This is a genomic window from Actinopolymorpha singaporensis (assembly GCF_900104745.1).
GTDB classification, from domain to species: Bacteria; Actinomycetota; Actinomycetes; order Propionibacteriales; family Actinopolymorphaceae; genus Actinopolymorpha; species Actinopolymorpha singaporensis.
Map to the genome: position 1 here is coordinate 3,696,313 of NZ_LT629732.1, position 14,535 is coordinate 3,710,847.

At 66.4% G+C, this 14,535-nt stretch carries 11 protein-coding genes; 4 read left to right on the forward strand and 7 right to left on the reverse strand.

All coding sequences use genetic code 11. The features are described from left to right. Nucleotides 1-8 precede the first annotated feature (8 nt). From BLU27_RS16780 to BLU27_RS16795, 4 genes are all read right to left on the reverse strand, one after another. Nucleotides 9-863: an ABC transporter permease gene (locus tag BLU27_RS16780; RefSeq protein WP_092654631.1), complete on the reverse strand. Its 855-nt coding sequence runs from the start codon at nt 861-863 to the stop codon at nt 9-11. Then, nucleotides 860-1,930 (reverse strand): ABC transporter permease, encoded by a 1,071-nt coding sequence (locus tag BLU27_RS16785; RefSeq protein ID WP_157728593.1) that lies wholly within the window; start codon nt 1,928-1,930, stop codon nt 860-862. The genes BLU27_RS16780 and BLU27_RS16785 overlap by 4 nt, the downstream gene beginning before the upstream one ends. A 30-nt stretch (nt 1,931-1,960) precedes the next feature. Further along, nucleotides 1,961-4,036, reverse strand: a complete 2,076-nt coding sequence (locus BLU27_RS16790; protein WP_206744618.1) for an ABC transporter substrate-binding protein — start codon at nt 4,034-4,036, stop codon at nt 1,961-1,963. A gap of 398 nt (nt 4,037-4,434) precedes the next feature. Then, nucleotides 4,435-5,223, reverse strand: a complete 789-nt coding sequence (locus tag BLU27_RS16795; protein WP_092654634.1) for a helix-turn-helix transcriptional regulator — start codon at nt 5,221-5,223, stop codon at nt 4,435-4,437. A 240-nt stretch (nt 5,224-5,463) separates the two neighbouring features. Between BLU27_RS16795 and BLU27_RS16800 the strand changes: the two genes are divergently transcribed. Continuing rightward, entirely contained in the window at nt 5,464-6,225 is a 762-nt protein-coding gene (locus tag BLU27_RS16800; protein ID WP_092657807.1) for a phytanoyl-CoA dioxygenase family protein, read from the forward strand. A gap of 315 nt (nt 6,226-6,540) precedes the next feature. Here BLU27_RS16800 and BLU27_RS16805 read toward each other — a convergent pair whose 3' ends face one another. From BLU27_RS16805 to BLU27_RS16815, 3 genes are read right to left on the reverse strand one after another with little or no spacing between them, the layout of a single operon-like run. Then, entirely contained in the window at nt 6,541-6,834 is a 294-nt protein-coding gene (locus tag BLU27_RS16805; protein WP_092654635.1) for a DUF1330 domain-containing protein, read from the reverse strand. A 34-nt stretch (nt 6,835-6,868) separates the two neighbouring features. Beyond that, nucleotides 6,869-8,257 carry an MFS transporter gene (locus BLU27_RS16810; protein ID WP_197681464.1) on the reverse strand — a complete coding sequence of 463 codons (1,389 nt, stop codon included), beginning with the start codon at nt 8,255-8,257 and terminating at the stop codon, nt 6,869-6,871. Between the two features lie 11 nt (nt 8,258-8,268). Further along, complete coding sequence (locus tag BLU27_RS16815; RefSeq protein WP_241827475.1) at nt 8,269-8,757, reverse strand: MarR family winged helix-turn-helix transcriptional regulator; 489 nt, start codon at nt 8,755-8,757, stop codon at nt 8,269-8,271. A gap of 276 nt (nt 8,758-9,033) precedes the next feature. On the opposite strand from BLU27_RS16815, the gene BLU27_RS16820 reads away from it, so the two are divergent. The 3 genes from BLU27_RS16820 to BLU27_RS16830 all read left to right on the forward strand — a co-directional run bounded on the left by BLU27_RS16820 (nt 9,034) and on the right by BLU27_RS16830 (nt 14,402). After that, nucleotides 9,034-9,468: a nitroreductase family deazaflavin-dependent oxidoreductase gene (locus BLU27_RS16820; protein ID WP_277869237.1), complete on the forward strand. Its 435-nt coding sequence runs from the start codon at nt 9,034-9,036 to the stop codon at nt 9,466-9,468. 652 nt (nt 9,469-10,120) lie between these two features. Continuing rightward, entirely contained in the window at nt 10,121-11,830 is a 1,710-nt protein-coding gene (locus BLU27_RS16825; protein ID WP_092654639.1) for a GAF domain-containing protein, read from the forward strand. Between the two features lie 703 nt (nt 11,831-12,533). Then, nucleotides 12,534-14,402, forward strand: a complete 1,869-nt coding sequence (locus BLU27_RS16830) for an APC family permease (RefSeq protein WP_338417571.1) — start codon at nt 12,534-12,536, stop codon at nt 14,400-14,402. The last annotated feature ends 133 nt before the right edge of the window (nt 14,403-14,535 follow it).

The window sequence follows — 14,535 nt, forward strand, 5'->3', positions numbered from 1 at the left end:
ACGCCTCCCTACTGGACCCGCAGCCGTGGATTGAACAGGCTGTCCAGCGCTCTGGAGAAGAAGACGAAGGCGACCTGCAGAACGACGATCGATGCCATCGGCGCCAGTAGGTAGAGAATGCTCTTGCTGGTGTAGAGGGCGCCCTGGCTCATGGCGAGGTTGATCATGATGCCCCAGTTGGTCCCGCTCAGCGGCGCGACGCCTAGTAGGAAGAGCCCGACCTCGGCATAGATCGCGCCGGTGATGCCGAGCAGGAAGTGGATCGCGACGTAGGGCCCGACGTTGGGGAGGAGTTGGCGCCCGACGATGTTGCGGAGTGGCAGACCCTGGATCCGCGCTGCCGCCATGAAATCCATGGTGCGCAGACTGATCGCCTGCGATCGTACTGCCCGGGCAAGGCCGGCCCAGCCAGTGACCGAAAGGATCGCCGCCAGGACGAACGGGTTGGACGAGTGGATGACCGCGGCTATCACGATGATCAGCGGCAAACCGGGGATGGTGAGCGCGATATCGACGATCCGCATCACCACGACGTCGACCCAGCCGCCCAGGTAGCCGGTCACCAGACCGATGACCACGCCGACGAAGGTGGTGATGGTGGCGGCGAGCAGGCCGACCACCATGATCGGCCGTGTGCCGACGATGATCTCGGCGAGGATGTCCTGGCCGAGTGTGTCGGTGCCAAGCAGGTGCTTCGGGGACGGCGGCAGGTAGCTACCGTCCTGGTGTCCGAAGGTGCTCAGGTGGACGAACATCGGGCCGAAGATGGCGACCAGGCCGTAGCAGAGGATCAGGATCGCGCCGAGGAGGGCGGACTTGTCGGCCCACAGGATTCGCCACAGGTCCCGGGAGAAGTCCTTCATGCCATCGTCCCTCCGACCGGCACCGCACGCTCCTCCACGTCCCGCGGATCGTCCGCACCGGCCTTCCGCCCGGCCCCCGGTTTGGCGATACGCGGGTCGATGACGGGATACATCAGGTCGACGAGCAGGTTGGACAGCACCACAGACGTCGTGATCAACACGAAGCAGCCCATCATGAGGGAGTAGTCACGAGAGTTGACCGCCGTCACGAGGTAGTAGCCGACACCTGGATAGTTGAAGAACTGCTCGATGAAGACCGATCCCCCGAACATGAATCCCAGCGACAGGGCGAGCAGAGTGACCTGCGGCAAGAGTGAATTGCGGCCGACGTAGGACTGCATGATGCGGCGACGTCCCAGGCCGCGTGCCTCGGCGACCCGGACATACTCCGCACCCAGCGTCGAGATGGCGCTTCCCTTCATCTGCAGTGCCCACCCCCCAAAGCCGATCAGTGCGTACGACGCGATTGGTAGCGCCGAGTGCCGCACCACGCTGGCGACGAACGGAAGGTTCCAGCCCACCGGAATCCCCGCTCCGTATGCCCCGCCCTGGGGGAACAGGTGGTGGATGTCGGTGAGGAAGTACAGCAGCAGGATTGCCACCAGGTAGTTGGGAACCGCGCTGAGGAACGACACCACCAGGGTGACCACCTTGGTGAACCGGCTCGCCTGGGCTGTGGCCATCACCGTGCCCACGGCTATTCCGATCACGAAGCTCACGATCAAAGCCACCCCGACGGAGAAGACCGTCCACGGCAGTGCGCTTGCGATGATGTGCGACACCGACTCGCCGGGGTGACTGATCGACGTACCGAAGTTGCCCTGGCAGGCGTTCCAGATGTACTGGAAGTACTGCTTCCACGCCGGCGAGGTCGGCATCACCCCGTAGATCGCGTTGACCTGCTGCTGGATCTCCTGCGTCGTGAGGTTGCCCTGCCGCGACAGTTGGTTGACGAGGTAGTCCATCACGTTGCCCGGCATGAGCCGGATCATGAAGAACGACAGCGAGATCACCACGAACACGGTGAGGAGAGCCGTCGCCACTCTCCTCGCGAGGTAGGAGATCACCAAGCCTCCCTGCGTTGCGCCGACCGGACCCTACTTGGGTGAGATCTCACCTTTCTCCTGACCGACGACGACCAGGTAGTTCCCGTTGGTCATCTGTCGCCACAGCGGACTCGACTCAGCGGGCCACTTGAACTTCTTCGTCGAGAACGCGATCTGGTTGGCGAAGTCGGCGTACTCCAGGTACGGCACCTGCTGGTTGACAAGCTGTGCCCAGCTCCAGGTCAGCTCCTTCATCCGGGGACCGGACGCCACCTGATGGACCTGCTTGTCGAGCTCCTGCGGCACGTTCACCACGCCGAGGCCGGGGACGTTCACCTTCGGTCCGAACCCGAGTCCACGCCTGCCGGCACTGGACCCGGTGGCCGTGAAGTTGTTGGCGCTGCCCATCGGTGACTGCTGGAAGTCCAGCAGCGGGTTGGGACTTCCGCCCGTGCAGCAGAACGCGGCGACCTGGAAGTCGCCCGCGTGCAGGTCCTCGCTGTAGCTCACGCCCTCTACAGTGCTGAGCGTCGAGTCGATACCGAAGCTGTCGAGCGCGCTGTCGGCCACCTTGAATGCCGCGATCTGGTCGGTCCAGCCGCTGTTCATCTCCAGCGTCACCTTGAACGGCTTACCGTCCGGTGTGAACCACTTACCACCGGTGCGGCGGAAGCCGGCCTCTTCCAGCAGGGCGGCTGCCTTCTTGGTGTCGTACGGGTAGGGGTTGAGCGAAGCCAGTTGATCCTTGGTGAGGAACTGCTGCGCCACCTGGTCGACCAGACCCTCGGGGATGCTCGGAGCGACCGCGTGTGGCTTGGTCTTGCCCCAGGCCAACTCGTCCATCTTCTGCCGGGGCAGGGCGTAGGCCATCGCCTGACGAACCTTCACCGAGTTGAACGGCGGCTTGGCGCCGTTGAAGACGATCTGGCCCTGAAAGGTTCCGGGCACGGAGAGCAGGTGAGCGTCAGGGTTCTGCAGCCATTGGCCGACGATCGCCGACGGCATGTAGAGCCAGCCGCTGGAGAAGTCGGCCGTGCCGCTCAACAGGTTGGAGTTGACCTGCGGTTGCTGGTTACCGAGGTAGCGGATCTCCTTGATCGTGATCTTGTCGGCGGCGTAGAAGCCGTCCCACTTGGCGAGCTTCTGCTCCTGGGTGGTCATCCCGACCAGCTTGTAGGGGCCGTCACCGACCAACGTCTTGGGGTGGACCTTCGCGAGGTTCTGCAGGGCGCTGGTCATCTTCTTGTACGCCGGGCTCTCAGCCGCTGCAGCCGGGTCGGTGCGGGCCTGGGTGAAGTAGCTGTCGACCGCCTGCTTCAGCTCGGGAGTGACGTACTTGCCCCAGACGCTGGACGGGTAGGGCATGACGCCGTTGAACAGGTCGTTCTTGACCAGGACCATTGGAATGCCGGGACGTGCGGTGAGCACGACCGACTTGGCTCCCTTGGCGGTGACTTCGGTGATGTCATTCCAGATGCCGGCCTGGGTGAGGGCGTCCAGGTAGAGGGTGTCGACGACATCCTTGCTGGTCACCGGCGTGCCATCCTGCCAGGTGGCTTTGGGCTGGAGGTTGATCTGCAGTTGGCGTCCGTCTACGGACCAGCTCTGCGCGAGTTGCGGGGTGAAGGAGTCCAGACTCGGCCAGTTCTGGATGGCCAGCGGGAGGAAGATGAAGCCGCCGGCGCTGGACGGGAAGTTGAGATTGGTCGACCAGGGGTTGTATCCCCACGCCGTCCACGGGCTGGCGCTGCCCATCACCAGCACGGTGTCGGGCGCCGTGGTGTTGCCCTTGGCGGCGTTCGAAGCGGTGGGGGAGTCGGTGCAGGCGGCCGCAGCTGCGGCGATGACGATGGCCGCGAGTACCGCTTGCAGCCCGCGGCTCAGTCGGCTCGTCTGCCGCTGACGACCGCGGGGCTGACGTGGCCGTAGCACGGTGTGTTCGAGCCAGGAGCCCGGTGATCGCGGCGACCGTGTGATGCCCATGACGCCCTCCTTGCCGAAGCGTGGCGGACAGGTAACTAGCGGCTCGAACGCAGCCGACATCCGCTGGTCGGTTGCGCGCGGTGAGAGGGCAGACCCGTCCCGGGTCGGCGCCGTGGACCAGGTGTCGAGCTCTGGTTGCACCACTCTGCGAAAGCTTTGTTCGGACGTTCGGAGCCCACCGCCGGGCCGCCGCGCGAGCAGCAGGTCAGTGAAAGGGGGATCTGGTCCACGTTCTGCGAGCGCGACGCTAATGGGGGGTGTCAAACCTGTCAACGAAGCCTTGTCCGACGCTTTGTGCAAGCGGGATCGCGTTTTGTGCAAGCAGTCTGGTGGTTCACCTGACCGGTGAAGGAATGCACGGAGGGGTTCGTCAGCGGAGTTGGAGGCTGACCTGCGAGGTTGCCCAAGATGCCCAGCGGTGAGCCGGGAGAAGGATTCGTGCAACCGGCGCGAGTAGCTGGGGTCGGCCGATATCGGCGACGTCCAATAACGGCTGGTTCCGCGGATGCCGTGATGTCGGACTCGAGTGGCCTACGAATAGCTCAAGTGCGGGAAACAGGAGATGCCCGGAAGGACCCCGGCGTGCGTCCGGTGAGCCGTCTGACGTGTCTGGTGAGATGGCTGGTGGAGTTGTAGCCGCACGACTCGGCCACGCTGGCCAGGGGCGCGTCTGAGTTGCGGATCGCAGCCAGCGCGCGCTGCATCCGAAGTTGCTGCAGGTGCTCCATCGGGCTCCTCCCGCGCAGCCGCGCGAACTGTTCGCGGAGAACAGCGGGGGACACGTGCAGCTCCTCGGCGATGTCCTTGATCATCACCCTCTGGCTGGAACGCTCTTCCAGCAGCGACTCAGCATCTCGCACCATGCGTTCGGCCGGGCTCAGCTGCTTCTCGTCGGTGCTTCGTTGGATGAGGACACGCACCACGCTCATCAGGGCGTCCGTGAGCTGGCCGGCCGAATCACCGCACTTCAGCCACTCTCTGGCGGCCAGGGCAAACAGATGCCGCAGGGTGCCGTGTTCGTCGTCGAAGATCACTCGCGAGCTGGGGCCGAGGTCGGGTGCGTCGACGCAGAGGAAGTAGTTGGCATAGGCCGTCACCGCCTTCTCCCAGTGCACTTCGCCGGGACGGGTGAGGACGATCATGCCCGGTTGAGTCCAGTAGGTTCGGCCATCGGCCGGGCACCGAACGCGTCCCTGTCGGTAGTACGTGAACTCCCACGACTGGTGCTGGTGGGCGGGGAAGTCGCGGCCCTTGGAGGCCTCGTGGTGGCCGGCGGCGATGAGCACCCACCCGGTCGTATCAGCGGTTGAGGGGCCAGACGTTCCGTGCATCTTCTCCTCCCGGCGGCAAACGTAGTTATGCCGTCGGCCGCGAACAACGGGACGGCCCTTCAGACGTCCGCAATCGGAAGTACTCGGTTCTGCGAAGGCACGCGATTCGTGCAAGCGGCTCCGCGCTTTGTGTATGGCGTACCGGATGTCGCTGCGGGAGTGTCATGGTGAGGGCCCGCGCCCAGATCCGCGCGAAGGTCGACCGAGTACGTGGGTGCCGAGAGCAAGGGATGGCAGGACATGGAGATGGAGACGGCGCTGAGCGAGCTCGGCGTGAACGACGATCTGCTCGACGCGAAGACGAAGGCGCAGCTCGACAACGACGGGTTCGCACCACTTCCCGGGATCCTGTCGCCGGAGCAGGTGGCTGCGTTGAGGAAGCGGCTGGCCGAACTCTCCCGCATCGAGGGGAGCCGGGCGGGGGAGGAGGTGCACCAGGAGGCCGGTACCGAGCGACTGTCGGATCTGGTCAACAAGGACCCGATGTTCGAGGTGTGCTTCACCCATCCGGTGGTGCTTGCGGCCGTTCGCCATGTGCTGGGGGAGTTCCGGCTTTCCTCGCTCAACAGCAGGGCGGCGTTGCCGGGCCGGGGTCACCAGGGGCTGCACGCGGACTGGGGAGTTCTGCAGGAGGGGCAGGGCTACCAGGTCTGCAACTCGATCTGGCTGCTTGACGACTTCACCGCCGAGAACGGCGCGACGCGGGTGGTGCCGGGCTCGCACCGCAAGCGTGGCATCGGGCCCGCCGACGAACTCGACGGCGACCCGCGAGCCACCCACCCGGACGAAATCCAGTTGATCGCGCCCGCCGGAACGGTGGTCGTGTTCAACAGCCATCTGTGGCACGGCGGTACGCGCAACAACAGCGACCGGCCCCGCCGCGCGTTGCACTCCTACTTCACCAGGCGCGACCAGCCGCAGCAACTCGACCAGGCCGAATACCTACGTGTACGCACCCGCGACCGGCTGAGCCCCGCGGCCCTGTACTTGCTCGGCGTGTAGGTCCACACGGTTTCGACCGGGATCGATCAGGTGGAAGACGTCCCGGTAGCCGACCTCAATGGCTGGCAGGGGGCCTTGCGCGACAAGCTCTGGGACCTGCATTGAGGCCTGGCGTACAGGTCGATCTGCTTCCTCGGGTCGTCATGGAGAGCCAGGAAGACGGTTACACCCGATCCTTGCTTCACTATGAGACAGAGCCGGGGGTTGTATCGAGCGCCTGGCTGCTGGTGCCCAAGAGCTCGGCGAACGGTCGTCTGCCCGGTTCCTGGCACTCCACGGTCACGGAAGGGGCAAGGACGACGTCTTGGACCTCGGTCAGTCGATGCCTTCGACGATGCGGAAGTCGCGCTCGACGCCGTCGGAGAGGGCGACCAGCGCCTCCTGGTAGGCCGCACTCTCGTGCGCCGCGACGGCCTGTTCGAAGCTGTCGAACTCGACCAGGACGGTGCGCTCGGCGATTCCGGCGTCATGCGCCACGACCCGACCGCCACGGACGAAGGTCCGACCGCCCCCGGCCTTGACGGCCGGCCCGGCCAGCTTGTTGTAAGCAGCCAGCTTCTCAGGGTCTGAAATGGTGCGGTAGGAGCTGACCCAGTAGCCCTTGGGCATGGAACCTCCAGTGGTGGGATGAGTGCATTCTGACTTACGGGTTGGTCTCGGACGAGCGTCGGCGGGCGAGAGCGAGACTTGTCAGCGTCGTGATCGCCATGGCGCCGATGCCGACCAGCGCCGCGGTGGTGTAGGCGCTGTCGTCGGGGAGGAGGTGGCCGGGGTCGGTGCCCGCGGCGAGGATCAGGCCGCCGATGGCGCTGCCCAGGGAGTACCCGACGCTGCGGACGACGTAGTTGAAGCTCATGGCGCTCGACGTCTCGCTCTTGGGGGTGACGGCCAGGACGACGCCGGGCATCGCGGCCGAGAAGCCGCCGACGCCGAAGCCGAGCACGCACATCGCCGCGAACAGCTCGGCCAGGTCCGACCGGGCCGCCGCGAACAGGGCGAACCCGCCGCCGACCACGACGGCGCTGCCGGCCAGGAGCAGGGGGTCGGCGATCCGCGTCCGGACCCGCGGCGTGAGCTTGCCGGCGACGAACCCCAGCACCGAGAACGGGATGAGGACCAGCCCGGCGACGAAGGTCGTCAGCCCGAAGCCGTAGCCGGCGCCGTGCGGCGTCTGCGCGTACCGGGTGATGAGCGTGAGCAGGAGGTACATGCCGATCCCGCCGACGAACATGGCGAGGTTCGCCCCGGCGACCGCCGGGTGCCGCATCGCCCGCACGTCGACCAGGGGCGTCGTGCTGCGCAGCTCGATGACGGCCCAGACGCAGAGCAGCACCACCGCGACGACGGCGAGGCCCGCCGCCACGGCGAGGTGCCGGCTCCACAGATTCCGTTCGCCGGCGAGGAACAGCACCAGGAGCAGCGCAGCGGTCAGGACGACCGCGCCTGCCACGTCCACGTGGGCGGAGCGGCCTTCGGGGGCTTCGGGCATGGAGCGCCACGCGGTCAGGAGGGCGGCGGCGGTGACGACCAGGCCGAGGCCGTAGGCGGCCCGTACCCCGCCGAACTCGGCGAGTAGTGCGGCCAGCGGGTAGCCGACGCCGGCCCCGATGATCGAGACCACCGAGATCAGGGCGATCACGGCCGCGCTGCGCTCCTCGGGGAGGTGGTCCCGGGCCACGCCCATCATCAGGGCCGTCAGCCCGAGCCCGACGCCCTGGGCCGCCCTGCCGGCCAGCAGCCACGCGAACGGCAGCGGCAGCACGGTGAGCGCGCTGCCGGCGACGACGACCGCGAGCGTGGCCAGGATCGTGGCCCGCCGGTGCGGGCCGGCTCCGAGCCGGCCCAGGACCGGCGTGGCGACGGCGCCGCTGAGCAGCGCGACGGTCAGCGTCCACTGCGCGCTGCCGAGCGAGACGTGGAACGAGGTCGCCACGCTGGTGATGAGCGGCGTCCCGAGGCTGGCGACCGCCGCCACGACCAGAGCGATGAACATCAGGGCGGGGACCAGCAGCCGCGCCTCGGAACGCGCCACCGGGGACGCCTTCACCGCGACCCCGCCGACCGGCTGCCCGGTCCCTGCTTCCGCCCTTCGCGGTCCTGGCTTTCGAGCTCTGCCAGATGTTTCAGCGCCGGGAGGGCCGCCACCAGCGCCTCGACCTCGTCGGCGGTGAGCTGGCCGATCAACCGCTCGAACGCGTGGACGCCCGCCTGACGCCGCGTCCGGACATAGGAGGCGCCGGCCTCGGTCAGGCACACCAGCGTGACCCGCTTGTCGGACACGTCGCCCCGCCGCTCGACCAGGCCGGACTCCTCCATCACCCGGACCAGGGCGGTCATCGCGGGCTGGGTGACGCCCTCGACCGCGGCCAGATCGGTGATGCGCCGCGGACCGGCCCGGTCCAGGGTGGCCAGGGTGGCGGCGGACGTCAGGCTCATGTCCCGGGGCAGGCGTCTCGCGGCCCTGGTGGCCAGGCCGTAGAGGGCTGCCCCGATCGCGGCGGACGAGCCAGGAGGGGTGTCTTGACGACTCACGCTCGAAGCATAGCATTTTTATATACATAGTTTATGGAAATGGTCGACTGGCACGGCGGCCTCGATCCGCACCCGCGACGGCGGCCGGCCATCGCGCTCGGCTGATCCGCGAAACCGAGATCGCCCTCGACGTGGCCGCGGCCGATGCTTGGCTGCGGCGTTGACCGTCCACCGCGCCGATGGACTTGACCGGGTCGTAGACCTGGTCTATCCAGGCCGACGAGGCAGCGTACGGGAAGATAAGCCTGACCCGGTTCTGTTGCAGTCGGTATGGCGATGACAGGTGAAGTCGAGCTGAGCCCCACCGGATGGGTGCGAGAGCAAACCGAGAAGATCTTCGAGACGGGCACCACCGACAGCGTGGACATCAAGGGCCGGCCGGTCATCCTGCTGACCACGCGCGGCGCGAGGACCGGGAAGCTCCGCAAGGTGCCGTTGATGCGAGTCGTGCACGAGGGTGTGTACGCGATCGTCGCCTCGCTCGGCGGCGCTCCTAAGCACCCGGTCTGGTACTACAACGTGAAGGCCGACCCACACGTAGAACTGCAGGACGGCGCCATCTCCAAGGACTACGTGGCGCGCGAAGTCACCGGCGAGGAGAAGGCGATCTGGTGGGACCGCGCGGTCGCGGCGTACCCGGACTACGCGGACTACCAGAAGAAGACCGACCGTCAGATCCCGGTCTTCGTCCTCGAGCCGGCCACGGACTGACCTCGATCTTTCGTGCGCCCAGCAGAGCTGGAGGCGACGTCGTGACGTAGCGGTTGTTCTTGTGGTTCGTATGCACGTCGTCTCTGACGGTGGGAGTCCCGGTCGGTCGCCGCAAACCTGACGCACCACTGCTGGCGCCGCTCGACCGTTGCGCTAGCAGGGCCGGCTACAGCACAAAACCGCAGGTCAAACCTCATATAGCAAAGTGAAGGCCCGGACCAGATGGTCCGGGCCTTCTGTGGTAGCGGGGCAGTGTTGTGTTTCAGGACATCGGAAGGCGTGTCTCAGGACATGCGAATTGGCGGCCGTTGAGTGTCGGTCGATGTCGAAGACGCGTCCTGTGATCACCGCTGCGTACACGCAAATTCCCGGATCGTCATGGCGCGTGGAGGCAACTCGGCGACTGGCGCTTCGCGACGATCGCCCGCCGACAGAGCCGCCGAGGACGTGCGGCTGTATCGGACGCTCTGCGACGGCGCGGCGCACGGCCGGGTCGCCCCGGGGTTCGTGTGGTGGCGGGTTGAGCGTCGGGCTCGTCGGCAGGCATGGAAGGGGAGTACTGAACTCGGCGGTCTACGATGGTTCATGAGCAGCACGGCGGCCCGGGCGGTGCCTGCCCCTTCCATCGCCGATTAGGAATCTGGTTGATCACGTGGCGGATGTGGAGCTGGAGCTGAGGCGGGAACTGGAGGAGCTGCTCCGGTCCGCTTGCCGTATTGCCGGGGCCGGCCACGCCGCGCTGGCGCTGGCCGAATCGGACTGGAATGTCGCTGAATTCCTCACCTGTGACCATGACGTACCATGTGGACCTGACGTCGCCTGGCCTTCGGTGAAGGAATGTCTTGACTTGACGCCGAAGTCGCAGCAAGTCGTGCGAATTCCTGCACGCGGAGACGCGCTTACGGAACGTCCACCGAATCCCCAGATCGCGAGCTTGCTGGCTGTGCCGGTCCGTCTGCTGGCTGAGTCATACGGGTGGCTGTGTCTGCTGAACAAGGCTGGTGACGCCGACTTTACCGACCAGGATGAGGAATTGGCCGCCGAGTTCGCTACCTCCGCGGCCAGGGCCGTCGAGATTTCTCGACTTCGCCGGCAACAGCGCCGACGAGAACGGTGGCTGAAAGGCGCGTCCGAGCTGACGACCATGCTGCTGGGTGAGGTCGACCTGTTCGAGGCGATGGGGCTGGTCACCCGGCGCGTACGCGAAATCTCCGGTGCGGAGTTCAGTTCAGTCGTCCTGTGTACTCCGGAGGACTGTTCTGAGTTCGCCTACAACGCGGTTGACGGCCTCGGCCTGGAGGGCTCCGCGGTTCGAATTCACCGGCCGGGCATCGCGGCTTCGGTGATTGAATCCGGGCGTCCCGTCGTCACCAATGACGTCACGCAGGACAAACGCTACAATCCGCCCGTGGAGTGGCAGGAACGCCTGGGCGTCCTCGGGCTTGCCATGTTCATGCCGCTGACCGCATCAGAACAGGTGCTGGGCACTCTCGTCGTCGGTTGGCGGAAGGGTTCGCCGGAGGAAAGCATGGCCGCCCGCGAAGCCCAGAATGTACAGATCTTCGCCGACCAGGCGGCACTTGCGCTGCAGCAGGTACGGGTGCAACATGAGCGGACACGTCACGAGTTGTGGGTCGAGGCCACCTCAAGACTTGCCAGTCTGCTGCTTCGCGAGGTCGACCGCGACGAGGCGATGCGCCTGGTGGTCAGTCAACTGCGCGGGATCTCCGGCGCCGACTTCGGTGGCATCCTCCTCGTCGATCCGTCTGACACCGACAGCGTCCATACCGTCGTGTTCGAGGGGGTGGGCATACCGGGTGTACCGTCCGACCTGAACATTCCGAGGCAAGGCCTCGTGGCCTCGGTCATCGAATCGGGCCGGCGCGTCGTCAGTGCCGACTACGCCCGCCTGGAGGGTCACCTGCCCCCTTCCGAGTGGCAGGCCGCGCTGTCCGTGGTGGGGTTGGGCATGCTCATTCCGCTGATTGCCGACGGCCAGATGCTGGGCGTTCTGTTCGCCGCTTGGCGGCGCGGGTCGCCCCACGAGAACATCGCAGCCGGCGAGGTGGAGCAGGTGCAGACCTTCGCCGACCTGGCCTCGCTGGCTCTGCAACGAGTCCGAACACAGAACGACCATGAGGAACTCCTCCTCCTACAAGACCGTCAGCGGATCAGCCGCGACCTCCACGACCACGTGCTCCAACACATGTTCGGTATCAGCCTCCGCCTCAAGAGCGCCCTCGATCTACAGGCCGATCTGGAGGCGCGGCAACGGGTGGGCGAAGCGATCGAGGATCTGGACGAGACCAGCCGCCAGGTTCGTGCCGTGGTATTCGGACCTTCGCATGACGACGTCGGCTGAGGGAGTTCGGGCCTCCGAAGCGCTATCGGTCAAGCTCGAGTACGCCACGTGTGCCTTTTCCGTTCTGTCGAGCTGGCCGAGCAGGGACCGGCGGCCGCTTTGCCCAGGCCGTGGAGCAGAGGCACAACGTCGTCACGTAACCGGTGGGCGTGTCGGCGTGCCTTGCAAGTTGGCTTCGACACCCGTGGCTTACACGGACACCGCGTGGGCGGACGTGCGGACGGCGCCGGCCACGATCTGCTGGCATCTGCGTCACCGCCACAGTGTGCAGGTACCGTCGGCCACGGTCAGCCGCTACCTGAGCAGGCGCGGGATGGTCGTGCCCGCCCGGACAAGCAGGCCCCGCTCCTCCTACATCCGGTTCGCTCGAGTTAGGTGAGCACAGGTGGACGCGCTTCGTACCCCGTCCCGAACCTTGGGGTACTGCGCCTGCTGAGGCTTCAGTGTCGGCTCGCCTGACACGCGACCGCTCACTGCGTGACCCAGCGTCGTGGCCAGACGGGAACCGGTGGTCGACCTTCGGGGCGACTCCCATGACTCCAGGTGAGTCTCATAGGGTGGCCGGTCGGTTGCCGGTGCCTTCGCCTCGGGAGAGGCGTGACTGGAGTTCGTGGTGGGCAGTGCGAGCGAGTTGAGTGACCGTCCGGCTTCGCAGCGTTTCCGCCGTTGGTTGTTGGAGGGTTTGCCGCACAAGAGCAGGCGGTTGGCTCCGCATCCGGAGCCGGCGGCCGCGCATTCCACGAACTCGTGGTGGCAGGTGATGTGCCTGACCGGGTTGGACTATTTCTCCACGCTCGGTTACCAGCCTGCCATTGCTGCTCTCGCCGCGGGACTGTTGTCCCCGTTGGCCACGCTGGTCCTGGTGCTTGTCACCCTCGCCGGTGCCCTGCCGGTGTATCGCAGGGTGGCCAGGGAGAGCCCACACGGCATGGGTTCGATTGCGATGCTGGAACAGCTCCTGCCGTTTTGGCGGGGCAAGCTCTTCGTCCTGGTCCTGCTTGGATTCGCGGCCACGGACTTCGTGATCACGATGACGCTGTCCGCGGCGGACGCGACGGCGCACGTGGTGGAGAACCCGCACGTGCCACAGGCTCTGCACGGGCACGAGGTGGCCATTACCCTGGTTTTCCTGGTGATTCTGGGTGCTGTGTTCCTCAAAGGCTTTCGTGAGGCGATCGGGGTCGCGGTGGTGCTGGTGGCCACCTACTTGCTGCTGAACGTCGTTGTGGTGGTGGCCGGGCTGTGGGAGGTGGTCACCAGCCCGCACGTCGTGCTCGACTGGGGCCGGGCGCTCACCTCGCAGCACACCGATCCGCTGATGATGGTGGCCGTGGCGCTGGTGGTGTTCCCGAAGCTGGCGCTCGGGCTGTCCGGGTTCGAGACCGGAGTGGCGGTCATGCCGCACATCAAGGGTGATCGGGACGACACCGAGGAACAGCCCCACGGAAGGATCAGGGGAACGAAGAAGCTGCTGACCACTGCGGCGCTGATCATGAGCGCCTTCCTCGTAACCAGCAGTATCGTCACCACCCTGCTAATTCCCGCCAAGGACTTTCAGCCCGGCCAGCCCGCCAACGGGAGGGCGCTTGCCTACCTCGCCCACGAACACCTCGGCAGCGTGTTCGGCTCGGTCTACGACCTGTCGACGGTGGCCATCTTGTGGTTCGCGGGCGCGTCGGCGATGGCCGGCCTGCTGAACCTGCTACCGCGCTACTTACCGCGGTACGGCATGGCCCCGCACTGGGCGCGGGCCACGCGGCCTACGGTGCTCGTCCTCACTGGCGTGGCGTTTCTGATTACCTGGATCTTCGACGCGGACGTGACGGCCCAGGGCGGCGCCTACGCGACGGGCGTGCTCGTGCTGATCACATCGGCAGCTGTGGCGGTGATGATCGCCGCCCGGCGGGCACGCGAACACGGTTGGACAGTCGCGTTCGGGATCATCGCCGCGGTGTTCGTCTACACCACATTGGCCAACGTCGTCGAACGTCCCGACGGGGTGAAGATCGGGGCGTGCTTCATTGCCGCGATCATCGTGGTGTCGTTCCTGTCCCGGTTCCTGCGCGCGTTCGAGTTGCGGGTGACCGACGTCGTATTTGACGAGACCGCAAAGCGGTTCGTCCGTGACTGCGCCCGCCGGCGGATGCGGCTTATCGCCAACGAGCCCGACGCCCGGGACCCGGCGGAGTACCGAGACAAGATTCGCCAGATGCGCGAGGACCACGATCTGCCCGACGAGGACGACCTCATCTTCGCCGAGGTCGTCGTCGGCGACCCATCGGATTTCGAGTCCGAACTACGCGTCCGCGGCGAGGTCCTCCACAACCGCTACCGAGTGCTGAGGATGGAAAGCTCCACCGTCCCCAACGCCCTTGCCGCGCTCGTCCTCCACATCCGAGACCAGACCGGTACCCGACCCCACATCCACTTCGAGTGGACCGAGGGCAACCCGGTCACGCACTTCCTCCGCTTCTTCCTCTTCGGGGTCGGTGAGGTCGCCCCCGTCACCCGCGAGGTCCTCCGCGAGGCCGAACCCGACCCCTCCCGTCGCCCACACGTCCACGTCGGCTGAGCGGCCAACGAACCAGCCGCCGGGGAGGCGGTTTCAGTAAACCTGCTGGTTCGCAGCTGGCCGACCGGTGTAGGGCGGTGCTGCTCACGACGCAGCACCTGGACGAGGCCGACCAACTCCCCGCCCGGATCGC

Bases quoted from the DNA above. Each gene is read 5' to 3' on its own strand.
- BLU27_RS16780 (WP_092654631.1), bottom strand. From the start codon at position 863: ATGAAGGACTTCTCCCGGGACCTGTGGCGAATCCTGTGGGCCGACAAG.
- BLU27_RS16795 (WP_092654634.1), bottom strand. From the start codon at position 5,223: ATGCACGGAACGTCTGGCCCCTCAACCGCTGATACGACCGGGTGGGTG.
- BLU27_RS16800 (WP_092657807.1), top strand. From the start codon at position 5,464: ATGGAGATGGAGACGGCGCTGAGCGAGCTCGGCGTGAACGACGATCTG.
- BLU27_RS16805 (WP_092654635.1), bottom strand. From the start codon at position 6,834: ATGCCCAAGGGCTACTGGGTCAGCTCCTACCGCACCATTTCAGACCCT.
- BLU27_RS16820 (WP_277869237.1), top strand. From the start codon at position 9,034: ATGACAGGTGAAGTCGAGCTGAGCCCCACCGGATGGGTGCGAGAGCAA.